This is a genomic window from Lysobacter sp. BMK333-48F3 (assembly GCF_019733395.1).
Classification (GTDB): Bacteria; Pseudomonadota; Gammaproteobacteria; order Xanthomonadales; family Xanthomonadaceae; genus Lysobacter.
This window is the reverse complement of sequence record NZ_JAIHOO010000001.1, coordinates 685,982-707,256: the sequence shown is the minus strand read 5'-3', so window position 1 is coordinate 707,256 and position 21,275 is coordinate 685,982. Positions and strand designations below refer to the sequence as shown.

14 protein-coding genes are annotated in these 21,275 nt (G+C 67.7%); 11 read left to right on the top strand and 3 right to left on the bottom strand.

All coding sequences use genetic code 11. From position 1 onward, the window contains the following. The first annotated feature begins 109 nt into the window (after window positions 1–109). From K4L06_RS02845 to K4L06_RS02810, 8 genes are all read left to right on the top strand, one after another. The gene (locus K4L06_RS02845) at window positions 110–3,394 is read left to right on the top strand and encodes a DUF11 domain-containing protein (protein ID WP_221669952.1); all 3,285 of its coding nucleotides are present in this window, start codon (window positions 110–112) and stop codon (window positions 3,392–3,394) included. Window positions 3,395–4,027: 633 nt separating this feature from the next. Further along, window positions 4,028–7,978 carry a DUF11 domain-containing protein gene (locus K4L06_RS02840; protein WP_221669951.1) on the top strand — a complete coding sequence of 1,317 codons (3,951 nt, stop codon included), beginning with the start codon at window positions 4,028–4,030 and terminating at the stop codon, window positions 7,976–7,978. A 1,692-nt stretch (window positions 7,979–9,670) separates the two neighbouring features. After that, window positions 9,671–10,054 (top strand): transposase, encoded by a 384-nt coding sequence (locus tag K4L06_RS02835; RefSeq protein ID WP_221669950.1) that lies wholly within the window; start codon window positions 9,671–9,673, stop codon window positions 10,052–10,054. A gap of 304 nt (window positions 10,055–10,358) precedes the next feature. After that, window positions 10,359–11,069 (top strand): HAD family hydrolase, encoded by a 711-nt coding sequence (locus K4L06_RS02830; RefSeq protein WP_221669949.1) that lies wholly within the window; start codon window positions 10,359–10,361, stop codon window positions 11,067–11,069. Between the two features lie 161 nt (window positions 11,070–11,230). Further along, window positions 11,231–11,719, top strand: a complete 489-nt coding sequence (locus K4L06_RS02825) for a hypothetical protein (RefSeq protein ID WP_221669948.1) — start codon at window positions 11,231–11,233, stop codon at window positions 11,717–11,719. A 157-nt stretch (window positions 11,720–11,876) separates the two neighbouring features. Continuing rightward, window positions 11,877–12,356 (top strand): hypothetical protein, encoded by a 480-nt coding sequence (locus tag K4L06_RS02820; protein WP_255594958.1) that lies wholly within the window; start codon window positions 11,877–11,879, stop codon window positions 12,354–12,356. 55 nt (window positions 12,357–12,411) lie between these two features. After that, entirely contained in the window at window positions 12,412–13,047 is a 636-nt protein-coding gene (locus K4L06_RS02815; RefSeq protein ID WP_221669947.1) for a hypothetical protein, read from the top strand. 79 nt (window positions 13,048–13,126) lie between these two features. Further along, complete coding sequence (locus K4L06_RS02810; protein ID WP_221669946.1) at window positions 13,127–13,657, top strand: GNAT family N-acetyltransferase; 531 nt, start codon at window positions 13,127–13,129, stop codon at window positions 13,655–13,657. 3 nt (window positions 13,658–13,660) lie between these two features. Here the strand turns inward: K4L06_RS02810 and K4L06_RS02805 are convergent, their stop codons facing one another. Continuing rightward, window positions 13,661–15,493, bottom strand: coding sequence for an ABC transporter ATP-binding protein/permease (locus K4L06_RS02805; RefSeq protein ID WP_221669945.1), 1,833 nt, complete (start codon window positions 15,491–15,493; stop codon window positions 13,661–13,663). 189 nt (window positions 15,494–15,682) lie between these two features. On the opposite strand from K4L06_RS02805, the gene K4L06_RS02800 reads away from it, so the two are divergent. Beyond that, entirely contained in the window at window positions 15,683–16,468 is a 786-nt protein-coding gene (locus tag K4L06_RS02800; RefSeq protein WP_221669944.1) for a penicillin-binding transpeptidase domain-containing protein, read from the top strand. A gap of 72 nt (window positions 16,469–16,540) precedes the next feature. Here the strand turns inward: K4L06_RS02800 and rtcR are convergent, their stop codons facing one another. Beyond that, the gene (gene rtcR / locus K4L06_RS02795; protein ID WP_221669943.1) at window positions 16,541–18,148 is read right to left on the bottom strand and encodes an RNA repair transcriptional activator RtcR; all 1,608 of its coding nucleotides are present in this window, start codon (window positions 18,146–18,148) and stop codon (window positions 16,541–16,543) included. Between the two features lie 232 nt (window positions 18,149–18,380). On the opposite strand from rtcR, the gene K4L06_RS02790 reads away from it, so the two are divergent. Together K4L06_RS02790 and rtcA are read left to right on the top strand one after the other, a co-directional pair. After that, entirely contained in the window at window positions 18,381–19,613 is a 1,233-nt protein-coding gene (locus K4L06_RS02790) for an RtcB family protein (protein ID WP_221669942.1), read from the top strand. Between the two features lie 89 nt (window positions 19,614–19,702). Then, a complete protein-coding gene (rtcA, locus tag K4L06_RS02785; protein ID WP_221669941.1) occupies window positions 19,703–20,725 on the top strand; it encodes an RNA 3'-terminal phosphate cyclase in 1,023 nt (340 codons plus the stop codon). A 69-nt stretch (window positions 20,726–20,794) separates the two neighbouring features. On the opposite strand, the gene K4L06_RS02780 is transcribed toward rtcA, so the two are convergent. Then, entirely contained in the window at window positions 20,795–21,241 is a 447-nt protein-coding gene (locus K4L06_RS02780) for a hypothetical protein (RefSeq protein ID WP_221669940.1), read from the bottom strand. Window positions 21,242–21,275 lie beyond the last annotated feature (34 nt).

Genomic DNA, 21,275 nt, shown 5'->3' with positions numbered 1-21,275 from the left:
GCAAGATATAGCCGACATGCGCTGAAGCGGCGGTTCTGCGCATAGCCGGACACTAAAGCCTCGGCCAATGCGAGATCGAGGTGGTTCTGCTTCTTTTGAGGTGACATCGATGAAAGCTCGGGTCCTGACGACGGTGGGGCGGCGCGGGCGTAGCCATGGCCTGACGATTTTGATTCTGGTCGCCGCCGTCGGGTTCGCCCCCGATGCGTCGGCCGATCAGTGGATGACCACAGCCACGGGGAGCACCACGAACAACGGCGATGCGATGTCGCTGACCTTCGGCAACGGGGTGACCGCGACTTACACCAAGACGGCAACGGCCAACACCCCAGTGTCGTGCGGCGGAACGTATGCGTCTGCCGCTGGGATCCTGTCCGGGACGAATGTGCTCGCCTTCTTGGATCCCGACCCGCCCGCGGGCAGCGTATCGGTCGCCCAATGCATCATCGGAACTCCGCCGGTCGCGACTTCGGTTGGACACGCCTTCAGTTTCAATAAGCCGGTCATCGCGCCGATCCTGCACCTGGTCAACCTGGATTCCTCCAACTACCTGGTATCCGGAACCACGACCACCGGCGGAGCCATTACGCCGGTACAGATGGCCAAGAACAACGAAATGGAGGTCACCGGGGCGACACTGCCAACGACCTTCAATTCGACCGTTCAACAGGCGATCAATACCGGTTGCGAGGCCAACGACAACGTCACCAACCCGAACGGCGCCTGCGGAAGCTTTCGCTTCGGCGGCGGTCCGGTCCAGAACTGGAGCGCGGTCAACGCGACGCCGGGAACCTTGGCGACCAATTTCAGCGACGGCTGGGCCTGGTCGGTGTCGTTCCAACTCGCCCGGCTTACCAAGGCCTTCGGCGCGGCCTCGATCCTGTCGGGCAATACCACCACGCTGACCTTCACCATCGACAACACCAACGCGACCAACGGCACCAATGCCGCTACCGCCACCGCGCTGAGCCCGTTGGACTTCACCGATACCTTCCCCGCCGGCCTGACCATCGCCAATGCGACCGTCTCCGGCACCTGCGCCGGCGCGGTGTTCCAGGATGCCGGCGGCGGAACGCTCGGCGCCGGCGATACCGGCGTCCGCATCAGCGGGTTCACGGTGCCGGTCAATGCCAGCTGCACTCTGACCGTTAGCGTCACCGCCTCGGCAGGCGGTACTTATACCAATACCGCAAGCAACGCCAGCAGCACCATCGGCAACCTCGTGCTCGCGCCCAATGCCAGCCTGACCGTGATCGCCCAACCCAGTTTTGGCACCTGCGACTCGCGGCTGTGGCTGGAACAGGCGCCCAACGGCACCACGCCGACCACGCTGTACCAGATCGACACCAACGCCAATCCGTTGACGTTCAATCCGATCGGCATCGCAAGCTCCACCTACAATGCGGTCGGCTACAACACCACAGACAATTACCAGTATGGTCTGATCACCAATCCGGCCGGCAATACCTTGGTACGGATCGGAGCGGACGGCTCCGCCCAGCCCGTAGGCGCGGTGACCGGCTTGCCCTCGGCGGTCTATATCACCGGCGCATTCGGCACCGCCGGCAGTATTCTTTACGTCAAGGACAATACGGCTGCGGGCACGGCCATGTACGCGATCAACGTGACCACGTTGACCGCGACGCCCGTCGCCTTGAGCGCAGCGATCAACATCGCCGACTGGGCTTGGGTCGGCGGCTTGCTCTACGGCGTTACCAACGGCGGCCAACTGGTGTCGGTCAACCCCGCCACCGGCGCGGTGACCAACATCGGCGCGCCGAACGGGCTGCCGGCCGGCTTCTTCGGCGCGATCTACGGCGCACCGAACGGCCTGTACGGCTCGGGCAACAATCCGCCAAACGGGTTCTACAAGTTCGATCTGATCACGGGCGCCGCTACCCTGATCAGCGGTGCGCCGGGGTCGCAAGCGAACGACGGTTCCAACTGCCCCACCGCCAACATCACCTTCGGCGCCGACCTGCAGATCACCAAGACCAATACTCCGGCCTCCGGACCGAACGATCTGGCCAGCGACAGCTATACCCCGGGCACGGCGCGGACCTACACCGTCGTGGTCACCAACGCCGGCCCGTTCGGGGCCGCCAATGCGGTTTTCACCGATCCGGCGATCGCCAACTTCACGGTGAGTTCGGTGACCTGCGGCGGCACGACCGGCGGCGGCGTCTGCCCGAGCGTGGCCAACACGACTGTGGCGCTGATGCAGGGCAGCGGCATCGTGATTCCGTCGCTGCCTTACAGCAGCAACACCTCCAGCAGCGTTACCTTCACCGTGACCGGGACCATCGCTGCCGGTGCGAGCGGCGCGCTGAGCAATGTCGCCAATGTCGCGGCGGGGGCCGGAACCAGCGATGCCACGCCCGGCAACAACAGCGCCACCGACAACGATACGCCGGCTGGCACTGTGGTGATCGTCAAAGATGCGGTGCCCAACGACGCCCAGGACTTCGCTTTCACCACCGCCGGCACCGGCCTGAGCGCCTTCAGCCTGGACGACGATGCCGACGGCACTCTGTCGAACACCCGTACTTTCACCGGACTGGAGCCGGGCAGCTATACGGTGACAGAGGCGGTTACCGTCGGCTGGAGCTTGACCGCGTTGAGCTGCACCGATCCCGACAACGGAACCGCCGTCGATCTGGCCAATAGGCTGGCGACGATCGACATCGACTCGGGCGAAACGGTGACCTGCACCTACACCAATGGCCGACAGCCGATCCTGCGTCTGCAGAAAGCGTTGCCGTTGGGCCGCTTCGTGGCGACGGACCAGTTCGATCTGAGCATCGCCGGCAGCGGCGGTCCGGCGACCGTCACTACCGCCGGCAGCGGCAGCACCGCGACCGGCGTGGCGACCTTGGGTTCCGGGGCGATCGGCGCGGTCTACAGCTTCGCCGAAGCCGGCGCTGCAGGCGCCAATCTCGCCAATTACGTTGCTGCCTATGCCTGCGCCAACGCTCTGGCGGGCGGCCAGACGCCTAGCGGCAGCGGCGCGAGCTTCAGCCTCACCGCCGCGGCCGGCGACGACCTGACCTGCACCTTCAGCAACACCCGTAATCCGATCGCCGACCTGTCGATCAGCAAGACCAATACGCCCGGTTCGGGGCCGAACGATCAGGCCGGCGACACCCTGACCCGAGGCGCGAGCACGACCTACACCATCGTGGTCACCAACAACGGCCCCGATGCGGTGGCCGGCGCGATCCTCACCGACCCGCCGGGAAGCCGTCAAAGCCTCAGCTGCACCGCGCCGCCGACCTGTACCGGCGCGGCCTGCCCGGCCGGATTGACCTTGGCGCAATTGGAAGCCGGCGTTCCCTTGGGCACGTTGGCCAACGGATCGTCGATCACCGTGACTTTGTCGTGCGTTACGAACTGATGGCCATAGGTAGGCGAAAGCGGCCATCGAATGAAGGGGACCGGTATGAAAAAGTACACGAGCGCGCCTTTGCTGCTTTGCTTGGGGCTGGCCAGCGGCGGGGCGGTCGCGCAGCAGGGCATCGGCATCGGCAATGTCGCGACGGACGGATCGGGGATCATAGGCGTCGCGCGTACCGGCACGACCATCCACAACTGCGCCGCGAACAAGTTCGTCGTCGGCGGACAGCATACGGATCGCGCTTTCGCGGCTCCGAACAGCGCCGACGGCATGACGACGAACTACGACGTCCGTTGCGCGTCGATCAGCAGCAACGGCGTTACGGCTACCGTGACTAACGATGCGTCATTGACCGATTTCACCACCTACGACCAGCCGGGTACTCAGGCGCAGAACGACTGTGCAGCGGGGCAGTTGGTAGGGCGCGCGGGAGGATGGGATCGTTTGGCGCCGGGTACCGACCCTTGGGCGAGCGCCATCCGGCACGACTGTTATGTTGCGACGTTGAATGCAAACGATTGGGTGAAGCGGTCGACGGCTGGCGCCGTCACCCAGCAGTTGGGCGTTCTGGAAAATTCCGTGGCGACGCATATATTTCGCGGCCCTTTCTGCGCCAGCTCCGACGACGTGGTCGTGACCGGGTGGCTGGCGCACGGTGGCGGCGAAGGCTACGACGGCATCCAGATTCGCTGCGGTCAGTTTGTCCAAGCGCGTTTTTCCGCCGCACTCAATTTCACCGACTTCGCCTGGACCACGACCCTCGGCGGCGCCGGCTGGAACGCGCAGCTGACCCACACCAGCGGCAACATGGCGATCCGCACGCCGCGTCCGAGCGGGACCAACGACGTCACCCAGTTCGAGAGCGCGAACGAGCTGTACGTGATTCCCGGCGCCGGCTACTCGGCCACCCCGATCGCCCCGGCCGGCATCGCCGCCAACACCTACGTGGTGACCACGAGCTGCACCAACGCCACCCGCAGCGACGAACAGGATTTGGCCTGCCCGTTGGTGGTCAACGGCTTGCCCGACATTGCGGTGTCGCTGTCGACGCCCGGCACGGCCTACGGCAACTACGGCCAACTGCAGAACATCGTCCTGACCGCGACCAACGTCGGCCCCGGCGCCACCGACAATAACGATGGCTTCACCGTGGTCGCGACCCTGCCCGCCGGCTGGACCGCCGGCACCCTGCCGGCCAACTGCACCGCCAACGGCGCCAACACAGTGGTGACCTGCGCGCTCAATCCGACCCCGCTGGCCGGCTCGGCATCGCCCGGCGGCAACGGCGGCACGGTCAGCTTCACCATCCCGGTTACGGTCAATTCGCCGACGCTGGGCGGCACGTACACCGTCAATGCCGCGCTCGGCCGCAGCGTGCCCGACGGCGACGCGGACGCGACCAACAACGATTACAACACCGGCAACGACACCGCCAGCGGGCCGCTGGTGTTTCAGGAACCGCCGAGCTTCGGCACCTGCGATTCGCGGATGTGGGTGGCGCAGAACACGCCGACGCAGATGACGCTCATCAGCACGGCCAGCAATCCGTTTACCTACACGCCAGTGGGGCCGGCAAGCGCGACGAACTACAACGCGCTCGGCTACAACCCGACCGACAATTACATGTACGCCATGGCGGTCGCCAGCAATCAGCTGCTGCGGATCGCTGCCGATGGCAGCGTGGACATTATCGGAACGGTCAGTGGACTGCCGGTTCAGACTTACTTCAGCGGTGCGTTCAATACCGCCGGCAACACGTTATACGTGCTGCCGCTGCCGGCTACGCAGATGTACGCGATCAATACGGTTGCGAAGACGGCTACGCTAATCAACTTGAGTCGATCGATAAATGTGGCGGATCTCGCGTTCGTCAATGGCCTGTTCTACGGCGTGGAGCAGAACGGTCAGTTGGTGTCGATCAATCAGACGACCGGTGCGGTGACCAACATCGGAGCGCCCAACACCACGACGGCAGGGGCGTACATCGGCGCCCTGTTCGGCGCCCCGAACGGTCTCTACGGCGTCTGGAACAACGGCGGGTTCTACAAGATCGACCTGGCGACCGGTGCGGTGACACTGATCTCGGCGGCGCCGAGTTCGACCTCGAACGACGGGGCCAACTGCCCGACCGCCAACATCACCTTCGGCGCCGACCTGCAGATCACCAAAACCAATACGCCCGCCTCGGGGCCGACCGACCAGGCCAACGACAGTTATACCCCGGGTGCTGCGCGCACTTACACCATCGTGGTCACCAACGCCGGCCCGTTCGGCGCCGCCAATGCGGTGTTCACCGATCCGGCGATCGCCAACTTCACGGTGAGTTCGGTGACTTGCGGCAGCCCGGCCGGCGGCGGCGTCTGCCCGAGCGTGGCCAACACCACCGCAGCGCTGATGCAGGGCAGCGGCATCGTGATTCCCTCGCTGCCGTACAGCAGCAACACCTCCAGCAGCGTCACCTTCACCGTGACCGGCACCATCGGCGCCGGCGCGACCGGCGCGTTGGCCAATGTCGCCAACGTCGCGGCCGGCGCCGGCACCAGCGACGCCACGCCGGGCAACAACAGCGCCACCGACACCGACACGCCGACCGGCACGATCGTGATCGTCAAGGATGCGGTACCGAACTCCGCCCAGGATTTCGCCTTCACCACGACCGGCACCGGACTGAGCGCCTTCAGCCTCGACGACGATGCCGACGCGACCTTGCCGAGTACGCGCACCTTCATCGGCTTGGAGCCGGGCAGTTACACCATCACCGAAACCGCACAGACCGGCTGGGACCTGACCGGCCTGAGCTGCAGCGATCCGACCGGCAACAGCACGGGCAATACCGGTACCGGTGTCGCCAGCGTCGCCCTAGCCGCCGGCGAGACGGTGACCTGCACCTACGTCAACACCCAGCAGGCGACGCTGACCGTCACCAAGACCGCGATCGGCGGCGGCGCCACCTTCCCGTTCGTGCTCAGCGGCGCGATCAGCGATACCACCTTCCAGCCCAACCCCAATCCGCCCAGCGTGCCGTCGGTGTCCAAGACCTACGCCAACGCCGCGGTCGGCAGCGATATCCTGATCACCGAGAACACACCGACCTCGGCCGGCTACACCCTGACCAACATCAGCTGCGCCGACAGCGGCGCGCCCGGCAGCACCGTAGGCGCGCCCAACTACACCAACAACGCGACCACGCTGGGCAACATCACCGTCAACCTGGTGCCTGGCGCCAACCTCAGCTGCACCTTCACCAACGTCAAGAACGTCGACCTGACCCTGGTCAAGAACGCGATCGGCGGCAATACCTCGGTCGGCTACACCGTCAGCGACAGCCCCTCCGGCACGACGATCTCGACCCCGAGCCTGACCACCAGCGGCGGCACCGGTTCGGCCGACGCCGATTTCAGCGTGCCCAACAACGTCAGCCGCACGGTCAACATCACCGAGACCGTTCCGGCCGGCTATCAATTGATCTCGATCAGCTGCAGCGCGACCAGCGGCACCCTGACCACCAACAGCACCAACCTGGCCACGGCTACGGTCAACATCACCGCGGTACCGGGCACGGTCGGCAGCTGCGTGTTCGTCAATCTGCGCAAGCCGACCATCACCGTCGCCAAGCTCAGCGTCGGCGGCACCGGCAGTTTCGCCTTCTCCGGCGGCAGCAACGGCCTGCCGGCCAGCCTGAGCCTGGACACGGCGGTGTCGAACCCGCGCAGCTCGAGCGCCTTCGCGGTCAGCGATGCGACCCAGCCGGCGAGCCTGAGCGAAACCGTGCCGAGCGGCTGGCTGTTGACCGGCTGGTCCTGCGTCACCGGCGGCGGCACTGAAGTGGCGGCCGGCACCACCGCGACGATGACCGTGCCGGCCTCGGTGATCGACGACGGCAACGACCTGACCTGCACCTTCAGCAACAGCAAGCAACCGCAGCTGCGCCTGCGCAAGGCGCTGCCGCTGGGACGCTTCGTCGCCGGCGATCAGTTCGCCTTGAGCATCGCCGGCCCCGGCGGCCCGGCCAGCGCGACCACTACCGGCAACGGCACGAACCCCAGCGAAGAAGCGCAACTGAATCCGGCCACGGTCGGAGCGACGTACACGTTGTCGGAAACGGGTTCGTCCGGCGCCAATCTCGGAAGCTATGTCACCACCTATGCCTGCACCAACGCCTTGGCCGGCGGCCAGGCGCCGAGCGGCAGCGGCACGACGTTCAGCCTGACCGTCGCGGCCGGCGACGATCTGACCTGCATCTTCACCAATACCCGCAATCCGCTGGCCGACCTGACCATCACCAAGACCAATACGCCAGGCGCCAATGGCGAGATCGATCAGGCCGGCGACACGCTGATCCGCGGTGCGAGCACGACCTACACCATCGTGGTGACCAACAACGGCCCCGACGCGGTCACCGGTGCGATCCTGACCGACCCGCCCGGCAGCCGCAGCGGCCTGACCTGCACATCGCCGCCGAGTTGCACCGGCGCGGCGTGCCCGGCGGGACTGACCCTAGCCCAGTTGGAAAGCGGCGTTCCGCTGGGCGCGCTGGCCAACGGCGCGTCGGTGACGGTGGCTCTGACCTGCACCGTCGACTGAGTTTGTCGCGGCTGTGCACCCGCCTGGCAGAAGCCGGCAGCCGTTCGTCGCCGCTGCGGCGCGCCCGCCGCTGCGGTGGGAGGCCGGCGGCTTTTAGACCTGGCCGTGTCGGTCTGCCAGCACCGCTGGCCGGGGTATGCGACGCATTCGTCTACCTATTTCCAGTCAGCTGCCGAGCCTCGGCCCGGCGCCACCGCGGCCGCGCCGCCAAGGCTAAAGACACATTCGTCCACGTTTTCTCCGACTCGATGCCGAGCCTTGGCCGAGCGCTTCACGATTTCCCGATCGGAACCTGCCGCCGGATACCTGAAGCAGCTTAATAGGATGAGGGCCGAAATCCTGGCTGAGGTTACCGCCCCTCAGCGGCGGCCAAAATACTGACGTGCACGGTCAATTAGCGACCGGTTGCGTTTGGCACATTAGGTATCGATGTCAATTGACGGCCGAAAAGCGTCGTTTTTTTGTGCGCCTTCACATGGTGTTGACGATGTAAACGTTTCACCGGTCTATGTCAGATTTATGACTGGGACGGGCGTAATTTCGTGATGGTTGGCACAGAATTTGCAGTGTTATGGATAACAGCAAAAACTGCAAAGCGTGATGAGCCACTCCCGTCCACCGTCAATCCCGTCGCATTGCCTGCCCGGTCTCGTGGTCGGCGCGAGCGCGCGAACGCGCGACCTCGCTCGGGCGACGACGCGCGCGAATCGTGGCGACGGTTCGCGGTTTTGCGAAGACAGTGCGATAGCAGTCGCAGTTCGTTTTGCCGGTTCGACTACCCGCCTGCATTATCTTCGGTTACTTCAGCCGCAAGGCCGAGAGGATTTCCGCCCGACCGGCGCAGGTTTGCACCATGGTTCTACCGGGGCCGATCTCGAATCGAGCGGGATTCGCTCGCGAAAAAAGCGACGACGGCGTTTGGACGAATGTTCCAAGTTGTTCGCCGATAAAGAACGGTAGCGTCTGGTAATCGTTGTCAATCCCAGAGAGTACGCGTGTCCTGCGGGATGCCGTATTCACGGTGTCGCTTTGTCCGCTGAAAGACAGTGACGTCAAATACTTGTGAACATGCGCATGTCGATGCACATATCAATTTTTCATTTCGAATCGCCTTCGGTAGAACGCAGGCTTTCGCTGCTTGGTTTCGATTTCTCACTCGCAATCGGAAGTTGGTTCAATTCCGCGTTGCGTACCGGAGTGTGCTCCGGCGAGGGTGCGAGCAACGGGGCTTCGTCGAGTCGATCGGCGATGCGAACGAGCGCAGGGGCCGGAATCGGGTGGAGCCCCCTGTCGCCGAAGCTGTTGTTGGAAGCCGTGAGGAAAGCGGATCAGTGGGTCCGGTCGCGACACGGGGGAAGGAATCTCCCATACACGTCGGTGCCGGCAGGCTCAACTGAAACAGCGCCATGGAAGGCAGGCGCAGCCCGAACGTCCATGCCGGCCTTGGAGGCGCCGGCCACCGCGAATGTCGCCGACCATCGTCGGCCGCTGCCCGAATCGAAGCAGTCCGATTCCAGGGAGGTCATGCACTGCGTCCAGTCGTCCGATCTGCATCGCGAGCGGGATATCGCCCGCCGCTGCGCGGCCGGACTCCCCCATAAGACCTCGAAATAGAAGTAGAACGCCGTGTGCACTATCCATTCCTATAACGATCATGTTGACGACGTCGTGGATCAACCGGAGATCGCCGCGATGATTCCCGACGAACACGAAGAATCCATCTACACCCGGCTGGACGCGAAGCAGTGGGCGGCGATCGAGGCCGTGCTGCCGCGCACCGTCTATACCCGCAATACCGACACCGAGGACGCGCGGCGTTTCGTCGAGGCCGCGCTCTGGGTCATGGCCACCGGCCGGTTCTGGACCGAACTGCCGCAGGCCGTCTACGGGCCCTGGCGCAAGAACTACGTGCGCAGCAATCGCTGGATCTACCGCGGCATGTGGCAGGGCGTGATCGGCGCCCTGGGCCCGGACAGCGAGTTGTCGACGATGATCTCGCGTTACGTGAAAACCCAGGTCGAGCGGCACCAGAAGCTCGGCCGGCGCAACGACTTCCGTCTCGACGGCGAGGACTGAGCCGGGGTTGCGAGCAGCGCAGGCGGGTCCGCGGCTGCGGCCCGGCGGCCGCCACCGGAACGTTGCCCGTACGGGGCGGCGGCGTTCCGGCGGCCGTCCGGGCGCGGGCCCGCCTGCAACTCGTGCCGCCCGTGGTAATGCCGCCCGTTCTGTAGCGCCCGCCCAGCCGGGCCGGTTCGCCCGGCGCCGCACAGGCGGGCCGGGCGGGCTTGGGCGATAATCGCCGCTCTGCGATCCGTCCCGTCGAGGGCGCGGGTCGCCTTCCGGCGGGCGCGTGCCGCCCGCCATCGAACAGGGCGGGATCATGTTGGAACTGGTGGGCTTCGACGGCGACGACACGCTGTGGCACAGCGAGGGCTATTACCAGGAGGCGGCGGTCGAGTTCGAACGCATCCTCGGGGCCTGGGTGGACATCGGCAATGCGGCCATCCGCGAACGGCTGTACGCGGTGGAGCGCAACAACCTGGCGTTGTTCGGCTACGGCGTCAAAGGCATGGTCCTGTCGATGATCGAGGCCGCGATCGACATCACCCAGGCGCGCATCAGCGCGGCCGATATCCACCGCATCGTGGTCCTGGCCAAGGACATGCTCGACCACCCGGTCGAACTGCTGCCGGGGATCCGCGAGGCGGTCGAGGCGGTGGCGCGCGAGCACCGCATCGTTCTGATCACCAAGGGCGACCTGTTCCACCAGGAAAAGAAGGTCGCGCTCAGCGGCCTGGCCGACCTGTTCCATCGGATCGAAATCGTCTCGGAAAAGGACGAGGCCAGCTATTCGCGGGTCCTGGCCGAGTTCGGCGTCGCGCCGGAGCGGTTCGCGATGGTCGGCAACTCGCTGCGTTCGGACATCGAGCCGGTGGTCGCCCTCGGCGGCTGGGGCGTGCACATGCCCTACCACGTGACCTGGGCGCACGAGATGGAGCACGGGATGAACCAGGAGCATCCGCGGCTGCAGACGGTCGCCGGCGCCGACGCGGTCGCCGAGGCGATCGCGCGGTTCCACCGCACGGCTTGAGGCCGCGCGAGCGGGGGAGGGCGGGCGCCGGCGGCGGCTGTCCCAACCGCGACTGAGCGGCCGGCGGCGACCCCGGAACCATTCCAAGCCGGTTCACCGTGGCAAAGGCACATTCGCACCGTACCTGCCGCAGAGCAGGTCCCCCGAATGAGGAGACTGCCATGACCGCCCTGTCCCGCTGGCTTGCACCGTTCGTACTCGCCGCCGGTTTCGGCGCAGTCGCCATGGTGCCGGCGCCGGCGCGCGCCGACGACCTCGCCCGAGTGATCGTCGACATCGCCGACGTCATCGTCCGCAACAACACCCCGTACTACCGCTACGGCAACTTCGGCTACGACGATCGCCTGATCGTGGTCCGCGACCGCTACGGCCGCTCGACCTATTACCGCAACGTGCCGCGCTACGCCGACCATCGCTACCGCTCGGGTCCGCCGTACGGCGTGGCGCACGGCTACTACAACAAGCGCGATTGCAAGCACAACGGCAAGTGCCGGGCCACTTACTACGACCCGCGCTACGACCGTCGCAACGACTATCGCTACAGCCGCTACGACGATCGCTACCACCGTTACGACCGTTATGATCGTTACGACCGCGATCGCGACTACCGCTACGACGGCCGCCGTTGGCGCGACCGCGACGACGACTGAGTTACCTTCGTCCGGCCCTGAGCCGTCCGGTTGCGATGCGACGGCGCCCTCGGGCGCCGTCGCCGCTTCGGCCGGCGAGTGCTAGCCTGCCGCTCCCGGCCGTCGCCCGACGCCGGAGCCGTCCCCATCCGCCGCTTCCCCATCCGCGAGGCCCGTCATGCGCCGTTCGAACGATCGCCGTCCTCATTCCCTCCGCAGCCTGTCGCACCGCCTGGGCCTGGGCGCCGCGCTGGCGCTGGCCGCGACCGCCTTGCCGGGCACCGCGAGCGCGGGCGGTTCGGTCGACTGCAAACTCAAGTTCAACATGTCCGGCTGGTCGGTGTTCTACAAGACCTCCTCCGGCAGCGGCACCATCAGCTGCAGCAACGGCCAGAGCATGGCGGTGAAGATCAGCGCCAAGGGCGGCGGGCTGAGCTTCGGCAAGTCGCGCATCGTCAACGGCACCGGCGAGTTTTCCGGGGTGCGCAACATCGGCGAGACCCTGGGCAGCTACGCCACCGCCGAGGCCCACGCCGGCGCGGTGCGTTCGAGCAAGGCCCAGGTCATGACCAAGGGCGAAGTGTCGCTGGCCCTGGCCGGCACCGGCCAGGGTTGGGACGTCGGCGTCGCCTTCGGCAAATTCACGATCTCGCGCTGAACCGCCGCGCCTGCGGGCGCGGACGGGGTCGGCGCGCGACCTCGGGAGATCCGCCATGAACCACGCTATCAAACGCCAGCCTTTCATCAAACGCTATCTCTTCGCTCTCGCCGCCTCGGCCGCCGCGCTGATCGGCGCCGGCCCGCTGCCGGCGCAGCCGGCGGACGGCGGCTGGAGCCCGCGCAGCGGCGACGTCTGGGTCGATGCCTGGCTCGGCGACATCAACCGCTACGGCAGCCGCTACCGCGAGCCTTTCGTCGACGAGATGGTGCGTTACTACGGCGCGCCGCGCGAACTGGTCGGCGACCTGCTCGGCAACCGCGGCTGGACCCCCGGCGACGTCTACTACGCCTGCGCCCTGGCCCAGGTGCTGGGCCGGCCCTGCCGCTACGTGGTCGACGAGTGGAACCGCGACCACGCCATGGGCTGGGGCGCGGTCGCCGAACGGCTGGGGATCAAGCCCGGTTCGACCGAGTTCCACCGGCTCAAGCGCGGCTTCGTGCCGACCTACGACCGCTGGGGCCGGCCGATCACGATCGACCGCGAACTGCGCCGCGATTACCCGAACCGGCCCTATCGCGACTACCCGCCGGCGGCCGCGGCTGGCAAGGATCCGGGCAAGCACAAGGGCCAGCCGGCGGCCAAGCCGGCAGGAAAGAGCGGCAAGGCCGCGGCCAAGAACGGCGCCTGAGCGGCCCGTACCGCGAGCCCGCGGCCGGGCCGGTTCCGCGCCCTGCGGCCAGCGTCCGCGCCCGGTCTATGATGCGGTCATGAACGACGATACCTCCGGGCCGGGCCCGGCGCCGCTCGCGATCACCGGCACGGTCCGTGTGGTCGGCTTCGAGCCGCGCTGGCGCGAGGATTTCGCCCGCCTCAACATCGAATGGCTGCAACGCTGGTTCACGGTCGAGCCGATCGATCGCGAAGTGCTCGGCGACCCGCAGACCCACCTGCTCGACGACGGCGGCCGGATCCTGTTCGCGGTCGACGACGCCGACCGGGTGCTCGGCACCGTCGCCCTGAAGCGCTACGACGACGGCCTGGTCGAATTGACCAAGATGGCGGTGGAGCCGGCGCTGCGCGGCGGCGGCATCGGCCGCCGCTTGATCGCCGGCGCGATCGACGCTTTCCACGACATGGGCGGGCGCGAACTGTTCCTGGAATCCAGCTCCAAGCTCGGCCCGGCGCTGCACCTGTACGAGAGCGTCGGCTTCCGCCATCGCCCGGCGCCGCGGCCGGGCTCGCATTACCGGCGCGCCGACGTGTACATGGTCTGGGAAGCGGACGCCGGCGCCGAGTGAGGTTCAGGCCGGCGCGGTGTCGGCCTGGCGCTGCTGCAGCTCCCACATCTGCGCGTAGACACCGTCCAGGGCCAGCAACTGCGCGTGGCTGCCGCGCTCGATGATGCGGCCGGCGTCCATGACCAGGATCTGGTCGGCGTCCATCACCGTCGACAACCGGTGGGCGATGACCAGGGTGGTGCGGCCGACCGCGAGCCGGTCGAGTTCGGCCTGGATCGCGCGCTCCGACTTGGAGTCCAGGGCCGACGTGGCCTCGTCGAAGATCAGGATCGAGGGGTTCTTGAGCAGCGCACGGGCGATCGCCACGCGCTGCTTTTCGCCGCCGGACAGCTTGAGCCCGCGTTCGCCGACCGGGGTGTCGTAACCGTCGGGTTGATGGACGATGAAGTCGTGGATGTGGGCAGAGCGCGCCGCGGCCTCGACCTCGGCGTCGCTGGCCTCGGGCCGGCCGTAGCGGATGTTGTAGCCGATGGTGTCGTTGAACAGCACCGTGTCCTGCGGAACGATCGCGATCGAGCCGCGCAGCGAGGACTGGGTCAAGCGGCGCAGGTCGCGGCCGTCGATCTCGATCGCGCCGGCGTCGACGTCGTAAAAGCGGTACAGCAGCCGAGCCAGGGTCGATTTGCCCGAGCCCGAATGGCCGACCACGGCCACGGTGGCGCCGGCGGGGATCTCGAAGTCGATGCCCTGCAGGATTTCGCGGCGCGGGTCGTAGCCGAAGCGCACGCCGCGGAAGCTCACCGTCGGCCGGCGCGCGTCCAGCACCTGCGCATCGTCGGCGTCGCGCACGTCCTGGCGCTCGTCGAGCAGGCCGAACAGGCGCTCCATGTTGGTCAGCGCCTGCTTCACCTCGCGGTACATCATGCCGAGCATGAACAGCGGCGCCGACAACTGCAGCAGATAGGCGTTGACCAGCACCAGGTCGCCGACGGTCATCTCGCCGGCGACCACGCCGCGGGCGGCCAGCCACATCATCGCGGTGACGCCGAGCGCGACCACCAGGCTCTGGCCTAGGTTGAGCACGGCCAGGGTCTTGATCGCCATGACCTGGGAGTTCTCCAGGTGGCGCAGATTGTCGTCGTAACGCAGCGCCTCGTGGTTTTCGTTGTTGAAGTACTTGACCGTCTCGTAGTTCAGCAGCGAATCCACCGCGCGCTCGTTGGCGCGGGTGTCGGCCTCGACCGAAGCGCGGTAGTAGCGGGTGCGCCACTCGGTGACCGAGAAGGTCCAGGCGCCGTAGGCGACCAGGGTGCCGAGCGCGATCGCGGCGTAGCGCCAGTCGTAGATCCACACCAGCACCGCGGTGACCATGACCACTTCGAACAGCACCGGGATGATGGTGTAGATGGTCCAGTCGAGCAGGTCGCCGATCGCGCTGCCGCCGCGCTCGACGTCGCGGGCGACGCCGCCGGTGCGGCGGGCGAGGTGGAACTTGAGGCTGAGCCCGTGCAGGTGGCGGAACACCTGCAGGGTCACCTGGCGCGAGCTGCGCGCCATGACCCGCGCGAACACCACCTGGCGCAGCTCGGTGAACAGGGTCACCCCGACCCGCGCCGCGCCGTAGGCCAGCAGCAGGCCGACCGGCAACAGCAGCGGGCTGGGCTGGATGTTGAGCCGGTCGATCAGCTGCTTGAGCGCCAGCGGCACGTACAGATTCAACAGCTTGGCCGCGACCACCATCGCCAGGGCGATGACGATGCGGCCGGCATAGGGGCGCAGGTAGGGCAGCAGCGAAGCGATCACCGACCACTCGCCGCGGCGGCCGGCGGCACGGTCGACCGGTGCGGCGCCGTCGGCGTCGGCGATGGGGTCGGGGGCGGGAGGGGCGGCAGCCATGCGGTCCTGCAGCGGCGAGGGAAGGGCGCAGCATAGGACCTCGACTGTGCTCGAGGTCAAGCGCGGGCGCGGCCGGGGTCGAATGCGGCCGGCGGACATGCCATCCTTGGGCCCCGCGGCGATGTCCGGCCCCGCTGCCGTCCGACCCGCCGTTTTCGAACCCGTCGTCGAGCAAGGAGCTACGCAGGCATGAGAGCCATCGCCGCCGCCATCGTGTCGGCCGTTTGCGCATTCGGATCCGCGACCGCGGCGCATGCCGCCGACGCCGAGCCGCGCACCCAGTCCTGCTTCCTGCTCTACGACCTCAGCGCCGGCAATATCGGCCCGGCGCCGACCCCGGCCTGCCAGCGCCAGGTCAGCCCGGCCGCGACCTTCGACATTCCGCACGCCCTGGCCGCGCTCGACGCCGGCCTGATGAGGACCACCGCGCGCGGCAACGAACCGGGCGTGGACACCGTGCTGCGCTACTCGGCCGACGCGTATTTCGTCGGCGTCGCCGGCCGGCTCGGGCCGACCCGCGAGCGCGAGTACCTCAGCCGCTTCGGCTACGGCAACGGCGACGTCGGCCGCGGCGCGGGGGCGTTCTGGAACGACGGCGCGCTGAAGATTTCGCCCAGCGAGCAGCTCGGTTTCCTGCTCAAGCTGTTCCGCGACGAGCTGCCGATCGAGCGCCAGGCCATGGCCGAGGTGCGTTCGGCGCTGCGCCAGCCTTCCGGCGTGGTGGTCGGCTCGTTCGGCGCGGCGCCGTTCGGGCCGATGCCGTGGCGCCCCGACCTGACCGTGTCGGCGAAGAGCGGCTCGGTGGTGATGCAGGAAAAGGAAAAGAAGGAAGCGGTGCGCTGGCTGGTCGGCCACGTCAGGCGCGGCACCCGCCAGCTGGTGTTCGTCAGCTGCGTGACCGGGCCGCGCAACCTGCCGGAAAACGCCGCGGCGGTGCTGGCCAACCACGCGCTGCGCGAGGCGCGGGTGTTCTGAGCTGCGTGCGGTGAGGCGCGTGCTTTAAATCTAAGGGGCGCGTCCTGAGGCGCGGGCGCCGTGGCGTCCGGCTCAATCGCGCCGGCGCACCCGCTCCCAATCCAGGCCGTAGCGGGCCAGGTACTTGCGCAGGCGATCGGCGTCGTTGGTGCTGGCGCGCTGGGCGCGGGTGACCGCGAACAGTTCGCGCCCGGCCTGCGACAACGAGGCCGCGCCGCGGCAGGCCTTCAGCACGTCCTCGAGCTGGACCCGGTCGAAGCGGTCCAGTTGTGCGGCTTGCGCGCCCAGCAGGTCTTCGACCAGCGAGTTCTCGCCCGAGCCGGGGCCGCCGTCGCCGTCCTGCCATTGCCGGCGCAGGCGCTGGATCTCCTCCTCGACCAGGTCGATGCGGATGCGGCCGCCGTCGGCCAGGGTGGCCATGCGCATCACCGACGCGCCGAGGTCGCGGAAATTGCCGCTCCAGCGCGCCTCGCCGCTGCGGGCGAAGGCCAGATAACGCTCGCGCGCCTCGCGGTTGAAGGTGACCCGATGGCGATGCTCGCGCGAATGCCGCTCCAGTTCGAATTCCAGGTTCGGCTCGATGTCCTCGGCGCGCTCGGCCAGGCCGGGCAGGCGATACGTCCATAGATTGAGCCGGGCCAGCAGATCGTCGCGGAAGCGGCCTTCGCGTACCGCCTGCTGCAGGTCGCGGTTGGTGCCGGCGATCAGCTGGAAATCGCTTTCGACTTCCTTGTCGCTTCCGACCGGCAAGAACCGCTTCTCCTCCAGCGCGCGCAACAGCATGGCCTGTTCGTCCTGGCCCAGTTCGCCGATCTCGTCCAGGAACAGCAGGCCCTGGTGCGCCGAGCGCAGCAGGCCGGCGCGATCGGCCGAGGCGCCGGTGTAGGCGCCCTTGATGTGGCCGAACAGGGTGCTCATCGCGCCGTCGCCGCGCAGGGTCGCGCAGTTGACCTCGACGAAGCGGCCGGGCAACTGGTGCTTCTGCTTTTTCAGCTCGAACACCCGCTTGGCCAGCTGGCTTTTGCCGGCGCCGGTCGGACCCATCAGCAGCATCGGCGACTTCGAGCGCGTCGCCACCGTTTCGATCTGCTCGATCATCCGGTTGAAGGCGGCGTTGCGGGTGGCGATGCCGCTCTTGAGCAGTTCGCGGTCGTGCAGGCGCTGTTCGGCGAAACGCTGGGCCAGGCGGTCGTAGCGCGACAGGTCCAGGTCGATCACCGCATAGCTGCCCGGGGTCTGGCCGTTCTGCTTGCGCGGCGGCGCGGTCTGCAGCAACCGGCCCGGGAACAGCCGGCTTTCGGCCAACAGGAACCAGCAGATCTGGCTGACGTGGGTGCCGGTGGTGATGTGGACGTAGTAGTCCTCGCGCTCGGTGTCGAACGGGTAGGCGCGGACGAAGTCGTGCAGGGCGCCGTAGACGCTTTCGAAATCCCAGGGGTCGGCGAGGAAGGTGTCGTGCCGGCGGACCTGGGTTTCCGGCGACACCAGGCCGAGGTCGGCGGCGACCGATTCGGCCAGCCGGCCGTAGCGGCGTTCGTCCAGCAGCAGCTCGACCCGGTCCAGCAACAGGTCCTCGTGCATGCCCAGGGCCACGGTCGGCCGCCACTTTTCCCAACGTCCCGCGCCGGAGCCGGCGTCGAGCTGGGTGCCGAGCATGCCGATCACCACCTGGCGTTTCATGGGTTATCCAGAAATATAAGTTCGTATCTGAAAGTATAGAAGTGCGGCCGGATAGAATGCCAGTCGATCGGCAGGTGCTGCATGAAATATGTTGTTAATCAATAGCTTATTTTTTGTGTTGAGAGGTTGGCACGGCGATTGCTCTAGTACAGGGCAAGTACGGACAGGCAGCATCCCCATCAGGGCTCGCAAGAGCCTGGGCCGGACGCCCGCAACGAAGAGAGCGAACCCCATGAACACCCAGAGCAGCCAATACGACGTCATCCACGAGCAAGGCGCGGTGCCGATCAAGCACTGGACCCGCGGCGTGCCGCTGGAAGACGAAGCCCGTCGCCAATTGCAGAACATCGCCAAGCTGCCCTTCATCCACCGCTGGGTCGCGGTGATGCCCGACGTGCACCTGGGCAAGGGCGCGACCGTGGGCTCGGTGGTGCCGACCGTGGGCGCGATCGTGCCGGCGGCGGTCGGGGTCGACATCGGCTGCGGCATGATCGCGGTGCGCACCACCCTGACCGCCGACGACCTGCCGGACCAGTTGGGCCCGCTGCGCGCGGCGATCGAGAAGGCGGTGCCGCATGGCCGCACCGTCGGCCGCGGCCTGCGCGACAAGGGCGCCTGGGCGAACCCGCCGCAGGCCTCGCTCGACCGCTGGTCGTCCCTGCACGAGGGCTTCGAGCGCATCGTCGCCAAGCACCCCAAGCTCGAGCGCAGCAACCACTTGAACCACCTGGGTACGCTCGGGACCGGCAATCACTTCGTCGAGGTCTGCCTGGACGAGGAGAACCGGGTCTGGTTCATGCTGCACTCCGGTTCGCGCGGGGTCGGCAACGCGATCGGCAGCCATTTCATCGAGCTGGCCAAGCAGGACATGCGCCGCTGGATGATCAACCTGCCGGACCAGGACCTGGCCTATCTGCCGGAAGGCAGCGACCACTACGCCGACTACGTGTTCGCGGTCGACTGGGCGCAGCAGTTCGCGCGCAGCAACCGCGAGATCATGATGCGGCACGTGGTCGAGGCGGCGCGCCGGGTGATCGACAAGCCGTTCCAGGCCCAGGCCGAGGCGGTGAACTGCCACCACAACTACGTCAATCGCGAGCATCACTTCGGCAAGGACGTGCTGGTGACCCGCAAGGGCGCGGTGAGCGCGCGCAAGGGCGAGCTGGGCATCATTCCCGGCAGCATGGGCGCGAAGAGCTTCATCGTGCGCGGGCTCGGCAACCCGGACAGCTTCCACAGCTGCAGCCACGGCGCGGGCCGGGTGATGAGCCGCACCGAGGCCAAGAAGCGGATCAGCCTGGAAGAGCACGCCCAGGCCACCGCGCACGTGGAATGCCGCAAGGACGCCGAGGTGGTGGACGAATCGCCGGCCGCGTACAAGTCGATCGACGCGGTCATGGCCGCGCAGAGCGACCTAGTCGAGATCGTGCATACCCTGCGTCAGGTGGTGTGCGTGAAGGGTTGAACCGGCGACGGGCGAAGCGCACCGCAACAACGACAAGACACTAGGAGCAAGGGCGGCCGGAGGGCCGCCCGGATGTCATGGACCGCAAGATGGAAACGATACAAATCAGCGGCATAGAGGGCGGCGGGCAATTGCTGCGCACCGCTCTGAGCCTGAGCCTGTGCACCGGCACGGCCTTCGAAATGCAGCATATCCGCGCCAAGCGTTCGCGCCCGGGCCTGATGCGCCAGCATCTGACCGCGGTCGGGGCGGCGGCGCAGATCGGCCGCGCCCACGTCGACGGCGCCCAGCTCGGCGCCACCGAGCTGCGCTTCATTCCCGGCGAAGTGCGCGCCGGCCGCTACCGCTTCTCGATCGGTACCGCCGGTTCGGCGACGCTGGTGCTGCAGACCGTGCTGCCGGCGCTGTGGCGCTGCGCGGAGCCGTCGGAGCTGAGCATCGAGGGCGGCACCCACAACCCGTTGGCGCCGAGCGCGGACTTCATCGCCACCAGCTATCTGCCGGCGCTGCGCCGGATCGGCGTCGAGGTCGACTTCGCCCTGCGCGGCTACGGTTTCTACCCGGCCGGCGGCGGTTGCGTGCAGGCGCTGGTGCGCCCCTGCGCGGCCCTGCAGGCGCAGGCCTTCGTCCAGCGCGATCCGGCGCCGAGCCTGCAGGCGGCGGTGCTGCTGTCGGCGCTGCACGACGAGATCGGCCAGCGCGAGTTGCGCGTGCTCGGCGAGCGCCTGGGCCTGGACGAGGCGCAGCTGCAACTGCGCCGGGTCGCCCAGGCGCACAGCCCGGCCAACGTGTTGAGCCTGCAGGTCGCTGGCGAGGGCCAGCACACCGAGCTGTTCACCGCCTTCGGCGAGCGCGGGGTCAGCGCCGAGCAGGTCGCGACCGGTCTGGCGCGGCAGGTCTCGGCTTATCTGGCTTCGCCGGCCGCGGTTGGCGAGCACTTGTCGGACCAGTTGCTGCTGCCGATGGCGCTGGCCGGCGCCGGCGAGTTCACCACCGCGGCGATCAGCGAACACCTGATCAGCAACGCGCGCCTGATCGAGAAATTCCTGCCGGTGGAGATCGATTGGACCCAGCAGGCCGAGCGTCTGTGGCGGGTGACGGTGCAATCCTGACCGCACGGCGGCGCGGCGGCGCGGCGGCGGTGCCTGCCGTCGCGCCGATCGCGCGGGCCCTGCAAGGACTCAGGGCTCGCGCGGCGCCATGCCGCCGGCCGGCGCGGCCGGGTTGGCGATGCCGCTGCGCAGTTGCAGCGCGACGCGGTGGCCGGCGACCTCGGCCGTGGCCCTATGGGCGATGACCAGGCGCGCTTTCAGGTAGTCGGCGTGCAGCGTGTCCGCGTCCTGCCAGCGCAGGTCGACGCCGTAGGCGCTGACGTTGCGGGTGGCGCCGTGCAGTTCGGCCAGGGCCGGCGCGGCGCGCCAGTCGGCGCCATGCGCGACCAGTCGGATCCGGTACACGAAGCTGGCGGTGGCGCCGGCGTTGGCTTCGGTCAGCACCGCGTCGGCGCGCTCATCGGGCGAGGCGACGCGGGCGACTTCGACGTCGTCCGCGGCCGGGTCGCGCGCGCAGCCGGCGAGCAGGGCGAAACACAGCGCTGCGGCGGCGGCCCAGCGGCGGCGGGTCGTCATGATGATCGGCCTCGAATCCGGGCGACGCCGGACG

Excerpts from the sequence above, each read along its gene's own strand:
- K4L06_RS02815 (WP_221669947.1), top strand. The coding sequence starts at position 12,412 with ATGAACCACGCTATCAAACGCCAGCCTTTCATCAAACGCTATCTCTTC.
- rtcA (WP_221669941.1), top strand. The coding sequence starts at position 19,703 with ATGGAAACGATACAAATCAGCGGCATAGAGGGCGGCGGGCAATTGCTG.
- rtcR (WP_221669943.1), bottom strand. The coding sequence starts at position 18,148 with ATGAAACGCCAGGTGGTGATCGGCATGCTCGGCACCCAGCTCGACGCC.
- K4L06_RS02820 (WP_255594958.1), top strand. The coding sequence starts at position 11,877 with ATGCGCCGTTCGAACGATCGCCGTCCTCATTCCCTCCGCAGCCTGTCG.
- K4L06_RS02810 (WP_221669946.1), top strand. The coding sequence starts at position 13,127 with ATGAACGACGATACCTCCGGGCCGGGCCCGGCGCCGCTCGCGATCACC.
- K4L06_RS02800 (WP_221669944.1), top strand. The coding sequence starts at position 15,683 with ATGAGAGCCATCGCCGCCGCCATCGTGTCGGCCGTTTGCGCATTCGGA.
- K4L06_RS02835 (WP_221669950.1), top strand. The coding sequence starts at position 9,671 with ATGATTCCCGACGAACACGAAGAATCCATCTACACCCGGCTGGACGCG.
- K4L06_RS02805 (WP_221669945.1), bottom strand. The coding sequence starts at position 15,493 with ATGGCTGCCGCCCCTCCCGCCCCCGACCCCATCGCCGACGCCGACGGC.
- K4L06_RS02845 (WP_221669952.1), top strand. The coding sequence starts at position 110 with ATGAAAGCTCGGGTCCTGACGACGGTGGGGCGGCGCGGGCGTAGCCAT.
- K4L06_RS02780 (WP_221669940.1), bottom strand. The coding sequence starts at position 21,241 with ATGACGACCCGCCGCCGCTGGGCCGCCGCCGCAGCGCTGTGTTTCGCC.
- K4L06_RS02830 (WP_221669949.1), top strand. The coding sequence starts at position 10,359 with ATGTTGGAACTGGTGGGCTTCGACGGCGACGACACGCTGTGGCACAGC.
- K4L06_RS02790 (WP_221669942.1), top strand. The coding sequence starts at position 18,381 with ATGAACACCCAGAGCAGCCAATACGACGTCATCCACGAGCAAGGCGCG.
- K4L06_RS02825 (WP_221669948.1), top strand. The coding sequence starts at position 11,231 with ATGACCGCCCTGTCCCGCTGGCTTGCACCGTTCGTACTCGCCGCCGGT.